The organism is Prevotella merdae, from assembly GCF_900290275.1.
GTDB classification, from domain to species: Bacteria; Bacteroidota; Bacteroidia; order Bacteroidales; family Bacteroidaceae; genus Prevotella; species Prevotella merdae.
Map to the genome: position 1 here is coordinate 730,782 of NZ_LT985323.1, position 21,918 is coordinate 752,699.

Consider the following 21,918-nt stretch of genomic DNA (forward strand, 5'->3'; position numbering starts at 1 on the left):
GGTTTATTGTGTGCAAAGGTAGTTATTTTTATATACTTTTTATTTGGTCGTCTCGTTTTTTATTGCGTAATTTGCCATACGATTACAAATAAAAGAAACAAAATGAAATATACAATAAATGTAAGAGGCCAACTTGTAGACCTTTCGAGCCCAGTGGTAATGGGCATACTAAATGCTACACCCGACTCGTTCTACTCGGGTAGCCGCAAGCAGACAGAGACTGAGATAGCCGACCGTACCAACCAAATTATTGCCGAGGGCGGAAAGATAATAGATGTGGGAGCATTCTCTACACGTCCGGGCGCCGAAGTTGTAAGTGTGGAGGAAGAGACACAGCGTCTTAAGCGTGCACTTGCCATAGTACGACGCGAGCAACCCGACGCTATTGTATCGGTAGACACATATCGTCCATTGGTTGCACGCCAATGTGTGGAGGAGTTTGGTGCCGATATAATAAACGATGTGTCGGAAGGCGGACTGACAGGTATTGTGGGTCAAGAAATACACGAGGAAGGTGATATGTTTGAGACTGTGGCTGACTTGCGCGTACCTTATATATTAATGTCGGTGCAACCTACGCTTAAGAAGATGATGATAAACTTTGCCGCCGAGGTGCAACGCCTGCGCGACTTGGGTGCCAAAGATATAATACTCGACCCAGGCTACGGTTTCGGCAAGACACTTAATCAGAACTACGAGATACTAAACGAGGCAGAGCGTCTGCAAGAGCTCGAATTGCCCATCCTCGTAGGCATATCACGCAAGAGTATGATATACCGTCTTATCGGCGGCGACCCAACCACATCGCTCAACGGAACAACCATGCTCAACACCGTATCGCTGATGAAAGGTGCATCCATATTGCGTGTGCATGATGTGAAGGAGGCTGTGGAAGTGTGCCAGATGGCATGCAAACTCCAAGCACCAAATTCGTAACCCCCAAAAATCGTAACTCCTAATTCGTAATTCTTAACTCATCATATGTTTGACTTTGGAATAAAAGACATAATCGACGTTTTTCTCGTCGCCTTGATGCTTTACTACCTCTACCGACTGATGAAGGAGAGCCGTTCGCTCAACGTCTTCATCGGCATCATAGTATTTGTGCTGGTGTGGCTCTTTGTTAGTCAGGTGCTGGAGATGCGCTTGCTTGGAGCCATTATGGACAAGTTGGTTAGCGTAGGTGTAATAGGCCTTATCGTATTGTTTCAAGAAGAGATACGACGCTTTTTGTATTCGTTGGGCGCGCATCAGAGGTTCCAGTCCATTATGCGTTTCTTCTTCATGGGCAACAAGTCGAAGTCGACTGTAGACAAGGAGACTATCATGCCTATTGTTATGGCATGTATGGACATGTCGAGAGGCAAAGTGGGAGCGCTCATCGTAATAGAACGTGGCTTGCGACTTGACGACATCGTAGACACGGGCGACCTTATCGACGCACGCATTAACCAACGACTCATTGAGAACATATTCTTCAAGAACTCGCCATTGCACGATGGTGCCATGATTATTACTGGCAAGCGCATTCGGGCAGCTGGATGTATTCTGCCTGTATCGCACAACCATGACATACCTAAAGAATTAGGTCTGCGCCACCGTGCCGCGCTCGGCATCTCGCAAGATAGCGATTGTATTGCCATTGTTGTGTCTGAGGAGACCGGAGGTATTAGCGTTGCCATAAAGGGACAATTCCAATTGAGACTGTCGGCAGAGAAGCTGGAGAATATTTTGTCAAAGGAAATGAACTTCTAAATGTAAATACCCCAATCCGCTTTGGCGAATTGGGGTATGCCAATAAATGATAACGTATTCATCAGCCAACGATAACGTATTCATAAATCAAGGATGTTTCTTTTGACGAAAAAGCTGTTGATTTTATGATGACTCGTGCGTTAATAAGGATGGACAGAAAGTTAAATTGCTGTCTTTTTGTGTTATTATACCACAAATATACCAAACTATTTGGACTGCATATGCTTAATCCGCAATATTTTGCGTAACTTTGCACTCGAATTCAGGATTTTTATTTTACGAGAAGCTACCTGATGTCTTCGTTCAAGTTGTTTTGTCCTAACGACATCCTCTTGTTGCATGGCTGGGGAAGACTATGGAGTAGCGTCGGATATTATTTTGATTCACCCCTATCCACATTTTTAAAACAACATTTTAGATTGAAGACATTTGAAGAATTGGGCGTAAGCGAAGAGATTCGTCACGCCATCGAAGAGTTGGGCTTTGAACATCCAATGCCCGTACAGGAAGAAGTAATACCTTATTTGTTAGGCAATGGCAACGACGTAATTGCGCTTGCACAAACCGGAACTGGCAAGACTGCCGCCTTTGGTATACCTCTATTACAACGTACAGATCCTAATAGCCGCACCACTCAGGCTATTGTCATATCACCTACACGCGAGCTTTGTCTACAGATAGCCGACGACCTTAAGTCGTTTGCCAAGTATATCAAGGGCATCAACATCGTGGCTGTATATGGCGGAACATCAATCATCAACCAGATTCATGCACTTAAGCACGGTGCGCAAATTATCGTGGCCACTCCTGGACGCCTTATTGATCTTATGCATCGCGGCGCTGCCAAGCTTGACAATGTGCAGAACGTTGTGCTGGACGAGGCAGATGAGATGCTTAATATGGGATTCTCTGACAGCATTAACGAGATATTCGAGTCGGTTCCTACCGACCGTAACACGCTGCTCTTCTCTGCCACAATGAGCAAGGAGATTGAGAAGATAGCCAAGGGCTACCTGCACGATTATAAGGAGATTGTAGTTGGTTCGCGCAACGAGGGTGCCGAGAACGTTAACCACATATATTATATGGTCAATGCCAAGGACAAGTATCTTGCCCTTAAGCGCATTGTGGACTATTATCCACGCATATACGGCATCGTGTTCTGCCGCACAAAGGCTGAGACACAAGAGGTTGCCGACAAACTTATACGCGATGGCTATAATGCCGAACCGCTACATGGCGACCTATCGCAGCAACAACGCGATATTACTATGCAAAAGTTCCGCCAACATATCACACAATTGCTTGTTGCTACTGATGTTGCTGCACGTGGCTTGGATGTAGACGACCTGACACACGTTATCAACTATGGTATGCCTGGCGATACCGAAAGCTATACCCACCGTTCGGGCCGTACCGGACGTGCAGGAAAGAAGGGTACATCTATCTCTATTATACATACCAAGGAGAAGGGACGTGTGCGCGAGGTAGAAAAGATTATAGGCAAGCAGTTTGTTGACGGTACGCTGCCTACACCTCAAGAGATATGCTCTAAGCAGCTGTTCAAGGCAATAGACGAGATTGAGAAGGTGGACGTTGACGAGGACCAGATTGCCCCGTTCATGGAGGATATCAACCGCCACTTCGAGTTCTACGACAAGGAGGATATATTGAAGAAGATTGTGTCGTTGGAGTTTGGCAAGTTCCTCAACTATTATGCCAACGCTCCCGAGATTGTTAAGCCTTCTACATCACGCGACCGCTCTGACCGCAAGTCAGGTTCTGCAAAGCGCGAGAAGCGAGCTCCAGAGAGTGGATATCGCCGCCTATTTATCAATCTTGGTAAAGATGATGGTTTCTATCCAGGCGAGGTTATGCAGTTCATAAACCGTAATGTACACGGCCGTCAAGATGTAGGACACATCGATCTCTTAGCGCGTATATCGTATATAGAGGTACCTGAAGAGGATGCAGATAAAGTGATGCGCGCACTCAATGGCGCTTCTTATCGCAACCGCACCGTACGTTGCAACGACGCTGATGATACTAATGCTGCCGCTGGAGAAGGCAAGCGTGGTGGCTCGCGTCGCTCTGACCGTAACAGTGCAAAGCGATCTGATGACTACAAACGTTCAGCAAGACGTAATGATAACAGCGATTTTGCTCCATACGAAAAGCGATCTAAGCGTCGCAATGAGGACGAAGGACGCAACCGTTCGCAACGTGGCAAGCGTGGTGCATCAAGATATGAGAGTGGTAGACAAGACGATTGGCGCCAGTTTATCAATAATCCTGACATCAAGTTGGTAGGCGAAGAACCTGACTTCTCTGAAGAGGGATGGGCTCGCCGCAAGCCTAAAAAGAAGTAAGGGATAAGGCTCTTTATCGACGCAGATTAAAAGACCTGCGTATTAAACATATATTATACAAATAAGGCATTAACGCTTATTACACTTGAAAGAAACGTGTAATTGACGTTAATGCCTTATTTCGTATAATGGACTAAACTTCAGCCACAATATTATCGCTTCATTATCTTCTTCGTAACACAACCCTTATCGGTACGTACCTTCAGTACATACACACCTGGCTGCAAGTTTTGTGTATCGACAGAGGCATCGGCACCGCCGTTAGCCACAAGACTGCCGTCTACATTATATATACTGTACGAGAGTATGCGACCATTCAAAGTAGCATCAGATGCAATGTTGTCGATGCCTGTCTTGGTGCCAATGTTTATTAGGCGATAGTAATTGTCGCAACCACCAACAGCCTTTTCTACACCACTCTCCTTAGTCTCCACAATGAGCATATATGTACCCTCAGCCACGGAAGGCTTGTAGTTGAACGAAAGCTTTACATCCTCACCAGCCTTAAGAGACTTGCTTGCCATTGTAACAATCTCTCCACTCTTGTTGGTAAGCTGGCGTACACGCACGTATATAGTGCCCGTGAAATTCTTCTGAGCATGCAATGTAACACTGCCTGGCGTCTTCTCGCCTATGATAAGCCATGACGGCATCTGTGTGTCGGTAACGCTAAGACTAAGATCAGGATTTTCTTCCACAGTTATGTATGTAGGCGAGGTGTAGTTGTCGATAACAAGCTCCTTGCCATCAGCATCAACACCGCTGAACCAAACCTCGTATGTACCAGGATCGACCACCATTCGACGATAGAATTGCACATTTGCATCCTTGCCCTTGTCCAAGGTAACGTTAGTCTGTAGGAAAACAAAGTCGCGGTCGACATTGTTTACATCGCGCATATGAGCCACAATACCAGCAGTACCAGTCACGCCGTAGTTGCGCACATTAACAGCCATCAGCACATCATCACCTTGCAGGGCTTTCTTCTCTCCCTCCTTATTCTGCCATACCACTGGAGTTGTGGCACGCAGCACTGGCTTGTCAGAAGCAGAGACTATCTCCATACAAGCACGTCCTACAGCAGAATCATCAAATGGATAATCGGCAAAGCCCTTCTCATAAGCAGTCACCTCATATCTGCCAGGCTTCAGTTTCTCGTCTACATCAACAAGCAATTGCAACAATGCCTCGCTCTCATCATATACACTAACCGATGCAGACGACTCGCCATACATAGCAGGATTGTCAATAGACTGGAAACGTATCACTACATTCTTTAGTCGGATGTCTGTACTGTTGTTGCGTACATGTGCCGTAATAAGGGCCTTGCCTCCGGCATGCAAGGTGCCGTCAGACTTTAACTGTTCCAACAGAGTTACATTAGGCTTGATAGCATGTATACCAATAATTGTGCCCTTACCACCACTTACAGTCATGTCGGCATAACGTGGAAGTCCGCTGTAATGGCGCAATACTTGCCATGTATTGGCATCCTTAGCCTTGAAGGCAAAGCGCACCTCATAATTGCCATCTGCTAATCCGTCAACCTTTACTGGGATATCGCGCATTGTTACACTTGTTGTACCCGAATTGCCGTTCTTGTATGCAGCCACACTTACACTCTCCTCCTTAAGCACGCTAAGCACCTTTGCGTCCTTGGTTACTACAGCAGCCAATGTGCCGTTGAATGCCTCAGGAACAAGATTCTCAAGATATGTCATCAACGTGAATGTGTTGCCTGTAGGTATGATACTCAGACGTGTTGGTCCGTAGAGTGGCCATAAAGTATCATCGGTGCTTGTTGTAGGAGGCTGAATACCTATGACCATCTCTTGGTCGAGATTGTAACCACCGCTGCCGCCACCTTCGCCAAGATCGTCAGGATTAAGACGATTGATAAGGAAGAAACCATTGCTCTTGCCATACCATCCCCAATTGATGTGCACATAACCATTAGAGTCGTAGCCATCTGCCACAAAAGCATGACCGCCACTACCCGCATCGCTTGCTCCACCATAATATACTGGACGTCCGGCGTCAAGCTCATTGCGCATTATGTCCATCCATTCTGAAGTGGAATAGTAGCTACGCTTAAGCATTGTGGTACGCTTATCGTAGCCAAAGTAGTTCTTCAATGCAGCCGGCACGAGCATAGGCACAGCACCACTGCCAGCCTTTTCATACTCCATCTCAACTGCTACACCAAACTGGGCAGCAAGTGTAGCTACTGCTTTGGTTTGCGCTGGGGTGAACGATGTATCTCCTTTAGGATATGCCTCAAGCATATTAGCCCAATCGTATGTTGTAGAACCAAAGTCGGCAGAAAGTGTCATTCCCTTTGCGGTATAAGTTTTCTCGCCTGTTCCGTGCTTTGGATACTTCCAAAAACGCATAATCTGTGTAGCAGCAGTAGCCACACATCCCGTATAATAGTGTACCGTCTTGCCAGCATCGGTATATGTAGGACACTGGAGGTTGAATGGATAATCCTGTCCCCACTCTATCTTGTCAAGTAGAGGAGCCACCACAACATTGCTTTCGGCTTCAACCGATTGTGATTTGGCTACAAGATTAGGATTAGCCCAATAAGCCTCAACATATCGGGCATATTGTTGCATCCATTGGCGCACATTGTCAGGAGCATCGTCTATGGAGAATGTACCTTTATCCGAATAGCCAAGTACAGTGGCAAAGCGGTCCTCACCGCTGACAATGACGAAACCACCATTAGAGGCAGTTGAGTTGAACACATAGTAAGGCTGGACATCTGTGCCAGCAACATTCTTGGCTTTAGCAGCGTTGGTCTTTAAAAGACGAAAGGGCACAACAGCGTTGCGCCCTTTCTGCATGAAACTCTTTGCAATGCGTTCTGCCTCGGCACGATTTACTGGAGAGGCAGAAGCATTGTAAGTGGTAAGACCAAGCAGAAGAGCCATAAATAGTTTCTGCTTATTCATATTGTTCTTATTATTTTCTATGTTTTATTTTGCTACCTTATAAGCTTTGCCAGCCACCTTTACAATGACTACACGCTCTGCTGTATCGATAGTGTTTACACCTGCCTTAGCGGCAATATTGGCAATGAGGTTTCCACCAAGGCTGTATACTGCTACAGGAGCATCGGCTGACAATGTAACTACAACCTTGCCACCCTGAACTGCTACATTGGCTGATGCCTGAGCCGGAGCAAGGCTTATACTTGTTGCCGCATCGTATACTACATTTACAGTATTAGATGGAACAGAGTATATGTCTACAATCTCGCTGTCGCTTGATACAGTCTCGCCTACAGCCTCAACAACATAATAGTAAGCGTTGCTCTTGTTGGCAAGATCGGCATCGAATGTGCAACTTGTACCTTCAATTTTCTCCTTTGTCTCAACAAGTTGGGTATAGCTTTCGCCAGCGGCAAGCTTCTGTGCAACGACTATATTGTCGATGAAGAGTTTATTATTATTATTACCGCCATAAACAATCTCTACATACGACTCCTTCGTGCCCTTTGTAAACTCTACTGTATAGTCCTTGAAACCTTGCTCAAGTGTAACGGTCTTTGTCTCAACTGGAGTTTCGGTATTGCCGTCATAAAGATTGAATGTAACCTTGTATCCGGCATAATATCTACCGTATGCGCCTTCAGCCATATTAATGTTTACACTAAATGCACCATTAGCCAAAGCAAGATCGAGGGCAGGAGTGCGCACAAGACCATTGCCAGAGTATGGTGACAGAGCCAAATAGCCATTTGCAAAGGCAGGATACTCGGTATACCAACCTGGCGTATTGGTATAATCGTTGAGATAGCCTGAAATGATTCCAAACTCTATAGACTCAAGAGAACCTGCTGTAATCTTAGAGAAATCCTCGGTTATAACATTTACAGTTGCGTCTTCAGCAAGTGTCTTTGTACAATACAATGAGGCATTGTAGCTCTTAGCCTCGGCTACGGCTTCCCAGTTGGCTGTAAACGATGTAGCAGTAACATCAGTAGCAGGCAAAGCCTTAGGAGCAGCTATGCTCTCCAACACCTTAATAACCTTTATCTCCTTCGAATAGTCGGAAATATTGCCATTGGCATTGCGTGCACGTACCTGGAAATAGTAGGTAGTGTTAGCGTCAAGACCCGTAACCTTGCGTGTAATAGTTGTTTGATATGCCGATGAAGATTTTACCTCCTCATCATGCAATACATAGTTCTTGTCGCCATTTTCTGCCTTAGAATATACATCAAGCAGGTATACGCTTGCGGCTGCAGCCTTGTCCCACTTGGCTGTAAACGATGTGCCATCGGCCTGAGAAGGCTGCATAGCTTCAGGAACACCTACAAGCGAAGCTCCTGTCTCTGCCTTAATCTCATCTATTAAGTAGCCACCCATTATGGATGTTATTGTTATCTGCGTACTTGACTTGCCTCCATCAAGCACAATAGCAACATCTTTCCATCCATCGCCATCGATAAGAACATTCTTGGTTGTACTGTAACCAACCTTTACAGTGAAGTAAGAACCATAACTGTCCTTGCTCTTTACACGCATTGAAAGTTTGAAGATACCGCTGTTGGCAGAGAGATTGTAATAGCTTGTCTGCAATTTGCCACCGTCTTCAATAAGGAGTTTGCCGCCTGCCTCGTAAACCTTAGAACCATTCCAACCTATTGTTTTCTTGAGCTTGCCAGTATATCCAGAGATATCTGTCGTGCCTGGAGCATCCTCCGAACCTTCAGTAAAGGCATCGAAGTTCTCACTGAAAACTGTAGTGAGTTCGTCGTTATTGTCCTGAGCATAACTGAACAGAGCAAACACTGTGGCAAAAAGTGCCGATAAGAGTAGTCGTTTTGTCATATAATAAAGGGTTTAATTAAAAAAAATCGAAAGTAACACTTCGTATCACGTTATAAGCGAATAGGTTGCAAATATACAAAGAATATTCAAAACACCTATTATGTTTGTATTTTTTAATACTTAAAATAATATATATGTTTGAAATCGAAACATATATTGTTTGACGAGACAAGCATGATGAAAGAATAACCGATTATTTACAACCCTATAGACAGCCATAACAGCATAATATTCGATAAATTGACACACTACGGCAATGTTTATAGCGCGTTAATTTTCTGTTTCCAATTTATTGATGTACTTTTGCAAATTAATATATATACATCATTAATATACAGGCAAAACATCATAGACAATGGTACTATACTACATTTGGATAGCCTTCTTCCTCATAGCCTTCGTCATCGCAACGGTACGATTGGTGTTTATGGGCGATGTTGAGGTATTTCCGGCAATAATGAACTCTACATTCGATTCATCTAAGGCAGCATTCGAGATATCACTCGGACTTACTGGTGTGCTGTCTTTATGGCTCGGTATAATGAAGATAGGTGAGAAAGGAGGCGTGGTTAATGTATTGGCAAAGGTACTGTCGCCAGTATTCACACGTCTGTTTCCTGATATTCCGAAGGGACATCCAGTAACTGGTAGTATCTTCATGAATGTGGCTGCCAATATGCTTGGATTAGACAACGCTGCCACACCACTTGGTCTGAGGGCTATGGAGCAATTGCAAGAACTTAACACTAAGAAGGATACTGCAACAAACCCAATGATTATGTTCCTCGTGCTCAACACATCAGGACTAACATTGATACCTGTCTCCATAATGGTATATCGTGCACAGATGGGTGCAGCACAACCTACCGATATATTTGTACCAATATTGCTCGCAACATTCTTCTCTACATTGGCGGGCATTGTGGTTACATCTATATACCAACGCATTAATCTCTTAAACCGCACAATGCTCCTTACCTTAGGAGGTATGTCGGCTGTGGTGGCTGGTATTATATGGGGATTTGCACAGATGGACAAAGCACAGATGAATGTTGTCAGCACATCGGTGGCTAATATCTTACTGATGCTAATAATTGTGGTGTTTATCCTTGCTGGAATGAGGAAGAAGCTTAACGTGTACGACGCTTTTATAGAAGGAGCAAAAGAAGGATTCACAACTGCCGTGCGCATCATTCCCTATCTCGTGGCTATACTTGTGGGCATAGGTGTATTCAGAGCTTCGGGTGCTATGGATATGCTTATAGATGGCATTAAGTGGCTTGTATCTACCCTTGGCGGCAATACCGACTTTGTAGGAGCATTGCCTACAGCTTTTATGAAACCGCTTTCGGGCAGTGGTGCAAGAGGTATGATGGTAGACGCTATGACTACATATGGTGCCGACTCATTTGTAGGCAGACTGGCTTGCGTATTCCAAGGCTCTACCGATACTACATTCTATATCCTCGCTGTCTACTTTGGTAGTGTGGGCATAAGATACACACGCCATGCTGTAGCTTGCGGCTTGCTTGCCGACTTGGCAGGAATAGTGGCGGCGATAGCGATATGCTATATGTTCTTTTAAAGGTAAAAGAGTAAAAAGGGAAAAGAGTAAAAAGGGAAAGGGAAAAGGAATACAATAATACAATAAAAAAAGAATGGATGGGGAGGAGCGTTGTTTATGAATTGAGCAAGAATTTCGCATTGAGAATTATAAAACTATACATATATCTTAAAGAGGGGAAAAAAGAATATGTAATGTCTAAACAAATATACCGCTGCGGAACAAGTATAGGAGCCAATATTGCAGAAAGCCAGTTTGCCCAAAGTGATGCTGACTATATAAACAAATTAAGCATCGCTTTAAAAGAAGCTGCCGAAACTATATACTGACTTGAATTGCTTTACGAAACTGATTTAATATCGCCTAAACAATATGAGTCGATGCTTAATGATGCTAAGACCATAACTGGAACATTGGTGAATATCGTTAATAAAATAAAGAATAAAAATAATGTAAAATGAAAGTAAACCAAATAGAATTGTATAAAGATTGGCGAAAAAGAATGTATGGTAAACGTACAACCTAATCTTTTTACTTTTTTACTTCTTTACTTTTTTACTTTTAAACTATGGCAAATTTAAAATCTCTTGCAAAAGACACCGCCATTTACGGTCTTAGCAGTATAGCTGGCCGATTTATTAATTATCTGCTGGTGCCAATTCAAACGACAGCATTCGCCGCAAGTGGCGGACAATATGGTGTCGTAACCAACATCTATGCCTATACGGCATTGTTGCTTGTCATACTAACATACGGCATGGAGACAACATTCTTCCGCTACGTAAACAAGACAGAAGAGAATCCACAGACAGTATATTCTACTGTTCTTATCTCTGTAGGCTCAACAGCAGCTCTGTTCGTAGCACTCGTCTTCGCATTCTTGCCGCAGATAGCAACGTTCATGAAATATCCCGACCACGAGAGTTGGGTGGCTGTAATGTTTGTATGTGTAGCTATTGACGCCTTCAAATGTATACCATTTGCCTATCTGCGCTATCAAAAGAAGGCACTTAAATTTGCGGCCCTGCAGTTGGTAAACATCATACTCAACATTGTGCTCAACCTGATGTACCTAATTGTGCTGCCAGCCATGAAGCTTAATCCCTTCGGATTATACGACGAGCACTTTACGGTAGACGTAGGTATGGTGTTCTACATCAACCTTATATGTACAACAGTAGTGTTGCTGTGTTTCTGGCGTGAGCTTACAGGCTTCCGCTGGCGTTTCGACGTAAAACTATGGCGACGTATGCTGCGCTATGCATGGCCTTTGCTTGTATTAGGCATTGCAGGCATCTTGAACCAGACACTCGACAAGATTATATTCCCGTATCTATACAATGGAACCGACGAGAAGACACAGCTTGGCATATATGGCGCTGCTACCAAGATTGCAATGATTATGGCTATGATAACACAGGCATTCAGATACGCTTACGAGCCATTTGTCTTTGGCAAGGCTAAGGACAAGGACAACCGCGACACCTATGCCAAGGCTATGAAGTTCTTCATCATCTTCACCTTGTTGGCATTCCTCGTTGTCATTGCCTACCTCGACATTTTGCGTTTCATAATACCTAACGAGAGCTACTGGCCTGGTTTGCGTGTAGTGCCAATCGTTATGGCTGCCGAGATAATGATGGGCATATACTTCAACCTCTCATTCTGGTACAAGCTCATCGACAAGACAATATATGGCGCATGGTTCTCTGGAGTAGGATGCCTTGTTCTTGTACTTGTCAACGTGTTGTTTGTACCTAAGTACAGCTATATGGCTTGCGCTTGGGGAGGTGTAGCAGGCTATGGCACCGCCATGGTTCTATCCTACCTTGTAGGTCAGAAGAAGTACCCTATCAACTATCCACTTAAGTCGATAATGGTATATGTGGCTATAACAGCCATCTTCTACGTATGCATGAACCTTGCCAACGAACATCTACCGCAGTTATGGGCCTTAGCCGTAAACACTCTGCTGATACTGATGTTCATAGGACATATCGTGTATCACGACCTGCCAATAAAGAAACTATTAAAGAAAGTGTAATCAATAACAATATAAATAAAAACAATGAACAAAAAGAATCTACTTCTCGCAGCCGCCATGTTGTTGCCTGGTGCTGCCGCTCATGCCGATGAAGGCATGTGGACTCTCTACAACTTGCCACAGGCAGTGTACGAGCAAATGAAATCGTACGGATTCTCGGCTCCTTACGACAAGCTCTACAAGGGCGACGATGCCATTATGAAGTCGGTTGTCAACTTCTCTGGCTATTGCTCAGGTGTTGTTGTATCGCCAGACGGACTTGTATTTACCAACCATCACTGTGGCTTTGAGGCTATACGTTCACATTCTACTGTAGAGCACGACTATATGCTCAACGGCTTCTATGCCAAGACATACGCAGAGGAGTTGCCTAACGACGGTATGTTCGTAAGCTTTATGGTGGAGCAGAAGGACATCACTGCCGAACTGGAGAAGCGTGGCATTAAGGAGATGAACAACGAGCAGAGAGAGAAGTTGCTCGATCAGGTAGAGAACGAGATGATAAAAGAGGTACATGCCAAGGACCCAAGTCTTGACCTCGAAATCAAGCCGTTCTACGAGGGCAATAAGTATTATGCCACTACCTACCGTACATTCAACGACTTGCGTCTTGTATTTACCGTACCTAAGTCAATGGGTAAGTTTGGTGGCGAGACCGATAACTGGATGTGGCCACGCCAGACTTGCGACTACTCTGTATTCCGTATCTATGCCGATCCAAAGACAAATGGACCTGCCGCATACTCTAAGGACAACGTACCTTACCGTCCACAACATTGGACAAAGGTATCGTTAGACGGATACAAGGAAGGCGACTTTGCCATGACTATAGGTTATCCTGGTTCTACCGAACGCTACCTTTCAAGCTATGGTATACGTCAGATGCGCGACGCTGAGAACGCTCCTCGAGCTCAGGTGCGTGGCGTTAAGCAGGATGTTATGATTAAGCATATGCGTGCCGATGAGGGCGTACGCATCAAGTACGATTCTAAGTATGCCCAGAGTTCCAACTATTGGAAGAACTCTCTTGGTATGAACAAGTGTATCGACTCTGTTGGCATAATCCGTCAGAAGGCCGACTTTGAGGACCGCATCATGACATACCAGAAGTGGACAGGATACCTCAAAGGCAAACTCGACTTCGACAAGATGGCTCAGCTTTATGCAAAACAGTTTGACGTTACAAAGGACTTTACCGCTCTGCGCGAATCGTTCTACCGCACATCAGAGTTTAACTCACGTGCAATACGTCTTGCATCAATGGTTCCTGCAAAGAACAGCAAAGCTGCAAAGAAGGGCAAGAACACCTTTACTTTCGAGAATAACAGCAACGAGTGGGACGAGGCTCTTGACAAGGATGTACAAGCTGTACTTATCGACAACTTCCGCAAGTATGTACCTGCCGACCAGCTTCCTGCTTTCTACAAGACAATTGAGGAGAAATTTGGTGGCGACTCGCACAAGTATGTTGACTGGCTGTATGCTACATCTATCGTGATGAAGAGCGGCAAGAAGATAACACTTACAGAGAAAGCTCTCGCCAAAGATCCAGGTTATCAGTATGGCAAACAGCTCAACGAGATGATGAAAAAATGTCGCGAACAGCTTATGCCTCTACGCGATTCTATATCTGAGCAGGAGCGCTATCTATGCGATGCAAAGATTCGTATGGAGCAAGAATTGCCACACTACTCAGATGCCAACTTCACTATGCGTCTTTCATATGGTCAGGTAGGCGGTTATCTTCTCGGAGGCAATCCTTCAGGCTATTACACAGATGCTTCATCGCTCGTTCGCAAGATGGAATCGGGTGAGAAGGGCAAGATTGATTATCAGGCAGAGCCTATCATGAAGCAGCTTCTCTCTTCTAACGACTTTGGCAAGTACACCGACAAGGGTACTGGCAAGTTGCATCTCTGCTTCCTAACAAGCAACGATATCACTGGTGGCAACTCTGGATCTCCTATGTTCGACGGAAATGGCAACCTTATAGGTCTTGCCTTTGATGGTAACTGGGACTCGCTATCAGGCGACATCTGGTTTGACAAGCGTCTTGCCCGCACCATAGGTGTGGATATCCGCTACATGCTATACCTTATGGACAAGTGGGGCCATGCCGACCGCCTGCTTAAGGAACTGGGCGTTAAGTAACGCATAACACACATTTAATATTCTGTTCGTATAATGGGCGTATAGTTTCTTAAGAAATTAGCGTCTATTATACGAACACTTAAGAATTAACGTCAACGAAATGAAGAAGCTATTATTCTTTTTATCCGTCTTAATCATCACCCCAATCCTCGCCTCAGCGCAGAACACCAGCGACCACAACTTTAGTGTTGCCAAGAATCTCGACGTGTTCAACGCCATATACCGTAATCTCGACCTTATGTATGTGGACACGCTCGATGCCGACAAAGCTGTGGGCACTGCCATTCGTGCAATGCTCGGTTCGTTAGACCCTTATACCGAGTATTATCCTGAAGACAAGGTTGGTGAATATAAGCAGATGATGACGGGCAAGTATGCCGGCATTGGTTCTGTTATCAGCTATAGTTTTACCCGAAAGCGCGTCGTTATCAACGAGCCTTATGAGGGTATGCCGGCTGCAGAAGCTGGACTAAAAAAGGGCGACATCATACTTAGTATTGACGGCGAGTCGATGGAAGACAAGACCACCGCATATGTAAGCGACCACCTGCGTGGCGATGCCGGAACTACTATGGTATTGAAGATACAACGCCCTTCTACTGGCAAGAAACTCACTTTCAAGGTTCAGCGACGTGCCATACAAATGCCATACATACCCTATTACGGTATGCAACCCGACAATATAGGCTACATAGGATATAACCAATATGTTGAAGGCAGCGCCAAGGATGTGCGCCGTGCTTTTATCGACCTGCGTAATAAAGGTATGAAGGGACTGGTGCTCGACCTACGCAACAACGGCGGTGGGTCTGTACAAGAGGCCATTCAGATTCTGAACATGTTCATACCTAAAGGAAAGCAACTGCTTGAGATGCGTGGCAAGGTTAAGGAGTCGCGTCAGGTGTTCAACACTACCGTCGAACCTATCGACACCGTTATGCCTATCGTAGTACTTGTGAACGATGGAACAGCAAGCGCCAGCGAAATAACAAGTGGTGCATTGCAAGACCTCGACCGTGCCGTGATACTTGGAACACGTACCTATGGCAAAGGATTGGTACAGGTGCCTAATGTACCTCTGCCTTACAACGGCAAGCTTAAACTTACAACGGCCAAATACTATATTCCATCAGGACGCTGCATACAAGCTCGCTCTTACAAACATACCGACAACGGATATGTGGCAAAAGAAGTTGCCGACTCGCTTACACACGAATTCCGTACTGCAGCAGGTCGCATAGTGCGCGATGGTGGTGGAATAAAGCCTGATATGGAGGTGCAACCCGACTCGCTGCCTAACATTGCCTTCTATCTCTCAAGAGTAGACACTACCGACATTCTCTTGAACTACGAGATAGACTATATTGCCAAGCATCCTACTATTGCCAAGCCTTCAGAGTTTGAACTATCCGACCAGGACTACGAACAATTCAAGGATCTGGTTATAAAGAGTGGATTCACATACGACCAGGTTAGCGAGAAGTATCTCAAGGACCTTGAGAAGCTTGCACGTTTTGAGGGATATTACGACGATGCCAAGGATGAGTTTGAGGCATTATCAAAGAAGCTGAAGCACAACATAGCCAAAGATCTCGACTATCCATACAACAAGCAGAAGATTAAGGAAATGATTGCTGCCGACATCCTTTCTGCCTACTACTTTGAGCGTGGATCGATAGAAAACGCTCTACGTACAGACAAACAGATGGCTGAGGCTGTAAAACTTCTTAAGAACGAAGCCGAATACCGCAAGCTGCTTGAGCCTAACAAGGAAGATACTAAGACATCGAAGGCGGAAGATAAGCAAGGCAAAGCAGACAAGAAGCAGGGCAAAAACAAGAAGAAGTAAAGCTTTCATCAATAATAAAACTGATTATATGAAGTTCTTAGACAAAAACCTTTCACTCTTGATAGTCGTCATAGTAGCAATGCTTATGCTGCTGCCGTTCCTCGGTCTGAGCGACTTCAACACCAAAGGCGAGCCGCGTGAAGCTGTAGTGGCACTGTCAATGCTTAAGGACGGCAATTGGATTTTGCCCGTAAACAACGGCATGGATATTCCATATAAGCCACCATTCTTCCACTACTGCATAGCCGTGCTGTCGCTATTGACTGGAGGAGTGAACGAGTATACATCGCGTCTGCCATCGGCATTATCGCTAATAGCAATGACTATATGCTGCTTCTGCTTCTACCGCAAACGTATGTCTACCAACGTAGCCGTAGCTTCGGCATTGCTGTTGCTAACATCGTTTGAGGTACATCGTGCCGGAACAAACTGCCGTGTGGATATGATGCTTACAGCATTCACCGTCGGTGCATTGCTGCTGCTCTATCGCTGGTGGGAACATGGAAGCCACGGAGTGCCCGTATTGGCTGTACTATGCATGAGTTGTGCAACCTTGACAAAGGGACCTGTAGGCTTTATTCTGCCTTGCTTTGTTATGGGCGTGTTTATGTTGCTGCGTGGCGAGCACTTCTGGAAAACCTTCTTCAAGTTTGTATGTTTCGGACTTTTGTCGTGCATTCTGCCCCTAATGTGGTATGTTGCGGCATGGATAGAAGGCGGACAACACTTCCTCGACCTTGTATACGAGGAGAACATAGGCCGTATGACAGGCTCAATGAGCTACGAGTCGCACGAGCACTCATTCCCATACAACTTCTTCACGCTGTCTACTGGTTGGTTGCCTTGGACTTTATTGCTGTTCTTCTCGTTATTTGCCAAACCCTGGAAGGGACAGAAGTGTAGAAAGACGGGAGAGAAGCTGCGCATCCGCATTATGCAGATACCACCCGTAAAACTCTTCACATGGCTATCGTTCCTACTCGTATTGTTCTTCTACTGTCTGCCGTCAAGCAAGCGCAGCGTATATCTGTTGCCGTGCTATCCATTTATGGCTGTGCTCATTGCCCAGTACATAGAATGGCTGTGGAACTCTAACCGACGCGGAGTGCTACGTACATATGTATGCGTAATAGCCTCGATTGGCGTTATCATAACATTGGTTTATGGTGCATTACGCTTTGGACTTGTGCCCGATACTATTTTCCACGGCAAGCATGCAGCCCAGAATTTAGCCATGTTGCACGCTTTGCGCGACACCCAGTTAGGCTTTTTGCCATTCATATTGATGCTATTGCCTCTTATAACAGCAGCCGACAGCATATACTTGGCATTCGGCAAGCACACCCGCGACAAGAAGCACATAATGGCCTACTGTCTGTTTATGCCACTTGTTGTGCTGATGATGGCACTCGACGGAATATATCAGCCCACGGTACTCAACACCAAGTCGTTGCGTCCAATGGCCGAATACATACAGCAAACATTCCCAAATGAGCCGTTATACCAATTTGTTAACGACCCGATGATGCACTTCTTCGGTGCCGACTTCTATCTTGGTGACAAGCTCGACCAGTTTGAGAAGCCAGTAAGAACAATGGTTAACAACAAGGTTGTTGTAGAAAAGAAAACCCCAACGAAGGGAGTACTCGTTGTTTCGGAAGACGACTTCAAGGTACTTGCCGAACGTCATCCCGAATACAACTTTGTACATGTATCTACATCAAAGGGTCGTATCTCCGAACTGAAAGAAAATATTAGCTTCTATCGCTTTAGCGTAAAATAGCTAAAGAAACATAAGGGTGTGTAGCGACACACCCTTTTTACTTAACCTAAAAAAATAATTAAAAGTCTTGGCACAGTGCCCGAAATAACCTATCTTTGCAACTTATTAATATATAATATAATGTGTATAAGCGTTCTATATCATCATTTGCAGCCCTATACGGATAACTCAAAAAAACATACAGAACGTGCAAAAAAACAAGAATAAAACAAGCGCTTTAAATGTCAAAACTCAATCTTTTAATATTCGCAGCAGCTTGCTCGCTGCTTACATCGTGCTTTAAGGACGAACCCCTTAACGCCGAATGCGACATCGAAATGGCATATCTGCACGCCGACAACCCACTTGAAATGTTTGTCAAGCCTACAGACAGCATTGCCACAACCAATGAAGCTGCACGCACCGTGATATTCTCTGTGCGCAAAGGCACCGACCTTACTGCCCTTGCACCACAATTCCACATCACAGAAGGAGCAACCATATCGCCTGACAACGGCTCTACACACGACTTCTCGCAAGGTGGCGTAAGCTATACTGTTACATCTGAGGACGGCTCTTGGCAAAAGACATACAACGTGCGATTCGACGAAAAGACATCAGCAGCTACATATTTCAGCTTCGAAAACTTCTTCCTCGAGTCGGGCAAGAAGCGCTACTATATCTGGACCGATAAGACCGAAGACGGAACAGACATGCTCAACTGGGCTTCGGGCAACGGAGGTTTTGCCATAGTGGGCGGAAAAGCCACTCCCGAAGAATATCCTACAGCACCATTCGACAACGGTTACGAGGGCAAGGCTGTTAAGCTTACAACACGCTCTACCGGCGAAGCAGGCAAGATATTCAAGATGCCTATAGCTGCCGGAAACCTATTTACTGGCTCATTCAATACGAATGTCGCTACCAAGCGTCCTCTCGAAGCCACCCACTTTGGCGATGGTCCCTACTGTGTTGTAAGCAAGAAACCTCTTGTCTTAACTGGCTACTACCAGTACACACCTGGCAATACCATAACAAATAAGGCAGGCAAGGTGGTGCCTGGCATCGACCAAGGCGACATATATGCCGTGCTCTTCCGCAACACTAAAGCAGATGGCACACCATTCTATCTCGATGGATCGAACGTAAAGACAAGCGACCAGATTGTGGCTTTAGCCCTTGTCGGACCTTTTGACAAGACTGAAGGCGGTTGGCAAAAGTTTAGCGAGAACTTTAAATACATTGCCAACTTCGACCCTCAGGTGCTTGCCAACGGAGGATATAGCATGGCTGTAGTGTTCACATCAAGCACAGGAGGTGCCGAATTTGTGGGTGCTGTAGGCAGCGAACTGCTTATAGACGAGGTGAAAGTGATAATGGAATAGTAAACAATTATACTGCAACAAAGAAATGAAAAGATACATCCTTTCAGCCCTTATGCTCGCGCTGTGCGCAGTACAGAGCTTTGGCATCGATATATTCGGCAACCTGCACTATCAAGTTCGTCTTGGTTACAACATAGGCGGAACTGCTCCGGTAGGCATGCCTGCCGAAATACGCTCGTTGGACAAGTTCAAGCTTAAGAACAACTGTCTTCTGGGTCTTGACGCTTACAAACCCCTTACCGAACAATGGGGCATAATAGCCGGATTCCATTACGAGAACAAGGGAATGGAGACCGATGCCAAGGTTAAGAACTATCACATGGAGATGCGCTACGGCGACCAGGTAATAGAGGGTATGTTTACTGGCAACGTGGTGACAAAGGTGGAACAGTGGATGGTAACCATGCCCATCCAGGCTGCCTACAACGTGTCGGACAAGTTGCGTCTTAAGGCAGGTCCCTACTTCTCATATGTTATGTCCAACGACTTCTCCGGATACGCCTACGATGGATATCTGCGCGAGGGCGACCCAACTGGACAAAAGGTGGAATTAGGTCATGATGAGGGCGAACGTGGCGACTATGACTTTACCGACAATCTACGCCATTGGCAGTTTGGTGTTGATGTTGGTGCCGACTGGTATTTTTCGCATCGCCTGGGTATGTATGCCGATCTATCTTGGGGACTAAGTGCTATCTTCCAGAAAGACTTTAAGACTATCTCGCAGAAGCTTTATCCTATCTATGGAAGCGTGGGATTAATATACAAACTCAAGTAAGCAACCCAATACAAGCTCCCCATATACATTATATTATACAAGCAAACTTATAACATTTTAAAAACACTACAGTTATGAAGAGATTTTTACTTTCAGCAATTGCATTGGTTGTAGCATTTGCAGCCAACGCAGCAACAGCAGTAGAGACAACAACATTCCAGGGAAAGATAGCAGTAGGCTTTACCGCAGAGATACCTGAAATTGGCGACGATTCAGACGCTGCCACCGTGGTATTCAGCAAGATGGACGATGGCACATACCAGTTTGTGCTTCAACAGTTCTCTTTTAGCGGACTTGTTATTGGCGATGTAACAATAACCAAAGGTCTAAATGCCGAGGAAAAAGACGGTACAATAGTACTGACAACAGACAATGTAGAGGCTCCTGTTACCAATAGTGACATGGCTGCCATGCTCGGTGGTAAGGTGCTCATCACAATGAAAGCCACTATCAAGGAAGGCAAGATGGTTGCCGAACTCAGCAATATTCACGTTTTCCTCGGCGAAGGATTAGACGTTACTGCCAAGTTCGAGTCGTCATCATCTACAACTGGCATCAACTCGGTATCTACTGCCTCTGCCCAGACTTCACGCATCTACGACCTCTCAGGCCGTGAGTTGCCAGCTATGCAGAAAGGCTTGAACATCGTGAAAATGGCTAACGGCGAGACAGTAAAGATAATCAAGTAAGCCAAGAACATTTGACTTATCATGAATGTAAAGATAGAACCTTCGTGGCACCAGCGTCTGCAAGCCGAGTTTGAGCAACCTTACTTTGCCCAGCTTGTAGACTTTGTGCGCCACGAATATTCCACACAGACGTGTTATCCGCCTGCCAAGCTCATCTTCAATGCCTTCAATCTGTGTCCATTCACCGATGTCAAGGTGGTGATAATAGGTCAGGACCCTTACCATGAACCGAGTCAGGCAATGGGATTAAGTTTTTCCGTTGCCGATGGTGTGGCTCTGCCGCCGTCGCTACAGAACATCTTCAAGGAGATACAACAAGATATAGGCACGCCTATACCAGCTTCAGGCGACCTTTCGCGCTGGGCTCGTCAAGGAGTATTATTGCTCAACGCCACCCTTACAGTACGTGCCCACCAGGCTGCATCGCACCAGCGACACGGTTGGGAGCTGTTTACCGATGCCGCCATACGTGCCTTGTCGGCCGAACGCGACCATATTGTGTTTATACTTTGGGGAGGATACGCACGCAGCAAAGCTGCATTGATAGACCGTACAAAGCACCTTATACTCGAGTCGGTTCATCCCTCACCGCTGTCTGCCAATCGTGGTGGATGGTTTGGCAACCACCATTTCTCGCGCTGCAACCAATGGCTTGCAGAACATGGAGAAAAGCCTATAGAGTGGTAGAAGGCCTAAGGCAAGCACCCCTAACGCGATAAAGAGAAAGAACA

At 45.4% G+C, this 21,918-nt stretch carries 15 protein-coding genes; 13 read left to right on the forward strand and 2 right to left on the reverse strand.

Going from position 1 to position 21,918, the window contains the following annotated elements:
• The first annotated feature begins 102 nt into the window (after nucleotides 1-102).
• The 3 genes from folP (at nucleotide 103) to C9991_RS02975 (ending at nucleotide 4,124) form a co-directional block, all read left to right on the forward strand.
• Nucleotides 103-936: a dihydropteroate synthase gene (gene folP, locus C9991_RS02965; RefSeq protein ID WP_106811124.1), complete on the forward strand. Its 834-nt coding sequence runs from the start codon at nucleotides 103-105 to the stop codon at nucleotides 934-936.
• A 45-nt stretch (nucleotides 937-981) separates the two neighbouring features.
• Entirely contained in the window at nucleotides 982-1,755 is a 774-nt protein-coding gene (gene cdaA, locus C9991_RS02970; protein WP_106811125.1) for a diadenylate cyclase CdaA, read from the forward strand.
• Between the two features lie 419 nt (nucleotides 1,756-2,174).
• Entirely contained in the window at nucleotides 2,175-4,124 is a 1,950-nt protein-coding gene (locus C9991_RS02975; RefSeq protein ID WP_106811126.1) for a DEAD/DEAH box helicase, read from the forward strand.
• A 152-nt stretch (nucleotides 4,125-4,276) separates the two neighbouring features.
• Here the strand turns inward: C9991_RS02975 and C9991_RS02980 are convergent, their stop codons facing one another.
• Together C9991_RS02980 and C9991_RS02985 are read right to left on the reverse strand one after the other, a co-directional pair.
• Nucleotides 4,277-7,081 carry a C10 family peptidase gene (locus tag C9991_RS02980; RefSeq protein ID WP_106811127.1) on the reverse strand — a complete coding sequence of 935 codons (2,805 nt, stop codon included), beginning with the start codon at nucleotides 7,079-7,081 and terminating at the stop codon, nucleotides 4,277-4,279.
• 24 nt (nucleotides 7,082-7,105) lie between these two features.
• Nucleotides 7,106-8,965, reverse strand: coding sequence for a fibronectin type III domain-containing protein (locus tag C9991_RS02985; RefSeq protein ID WP_106811128.1), 1,860 nt, complete (start codon nucleotides 8,963-8,965; stop codon nucleotides 7,106-7,108).
• Between the two features lie 355 nt (nucleotides 8,966-9,320).
• Between C9991_RS02985 and C9991_RS02990 the strand changes: the two genes are divergently transcribed.
• From C9991_RS02990 to ung, 10 genes are all read left to right on the forward strand, one after another.
• A complete protein-coding gene (locus C9991_RS02990) occupies nucleotides 9,321-10,550 on the forward strand; it encodes a nucleoside recognition domain-containing protein (protein WP_106811129.1) in 1,230 nt (409 codons plus the stop codon).
• Nucleotides 10,551-10,627: 77 nt separating this feature from the next.
• Nucleotides 10,628-10,858, forward strand: a complete 231-nt coding sequence (locus tag C9991_RS16960) for a four helix bundle protein (protein WP_106811130.1) — start codon at nucleotides 10,628-10,630, stop codon at nucleotides 10,856-10,858.
• Nucleotides 10,859-11,097: 239 nt separating this feature from the next.
• Nucleotides 11,098-12,573, forward strand: coding sequence for a lipopolysaccharide biosynthesis protein (locus tag C9991_RS03000; protein ID WP_106811131.1), 1,476 nt, complete (start codon nucleotides 11,098-11,100; stop codon nucleotides 12,571-12,573).
• A gap of 24 nt (nucleotides 12,574-12,597) precedes the next feature.
• The gene (locus C9991_RS03005) at nucleotides 12,598-14,724 is read left to right on the forward strand and encodes a S46 family peptidase (RefSeq protein WP_106811132.1); all 2,127 of its coding nucleotides are present in this window, start codon (nucleotides 12,598-12,600) and stop codon (nucleotides 14,722-14,724) included.
• Between the two features lie 100 nt (nucleotides 14,725-14,824).
• The gene (locus C9991_RS03010) at nucleotides 14,825-16,573 is read left to right on the forward strand and encodes a S41 family peptidase (RefSeq protein WP_106811133.1); all 1,749 of its coding nucleotides are present in this window, start codon (nucleotides 14,825-14,827) and stop codon (nucleotides 16,571-16,573) included.
• 28 nt (nucleotides 16,574-16,601) lie between these two features.
• A complete protein-coding gene (locus tag C9991_RS03015; protein ID WP_106811134.1) occupies nucleotides 16,602-18,356 on the forward strand; it encodes an ArnT family glycosyltransferase in 1,755 nt (584 codons plus the stop codon).
• Between the two features lie 221 nt (nucleotides 18,357-18,577).
• Nucleotides 18,578-19,720 (forward strand): PCMD domain-containing protein, encoded by a 1,143-nt coding sequence (locus C9991_RS03020; RefSeq protein WP_106811135.1) that lies wholly within the window; start codon nucleotides 18,578-18,580, stop codon nucleotides 19,718-19,720.
• Nucleotides 19,721-19,745: 25 nt separating this feature from the next.
• Nucleotides 19,746-20,498 (forward strand): porin family protein, encoded by a 753-nt coding sequence (locus tag C9991_RS03025; protein WP_106811136.1) that lies wholly within the window; start codon nucleotides 19,746-19,748, stop codon nucleotides 20,496-20,498.
• 74 nt (nucleotides 20,499-20,572) lie between these two features.
• Nucleotides 20,573-21,187 (forward strand): calycin-like domain-containing protein, encoded by a 615-nt coding sequence (locus C9991_RS03030; RefSeq protein WP_106811137.1) that lies wholly within the window; start codon nucleotides 20,573-20,575, stop codon nucleotides 21,185-21,187.
• 21 nt (nucleotides 21,188-21,208) lie between these two features.
• A complete protein-coding gene (gene ung / locus C9991_RS03035) occupies nucleotides 21,209-21,874 on the forward strand; it encodes a uracil-DNA glycosylase (RefSeq protein WP_106811138.1) in 666 nt (221 codons plus the stop codon).
• The last annotated feature ends 44 nt before the right edge of the window (nucleotides 21,875-21,918 follow it).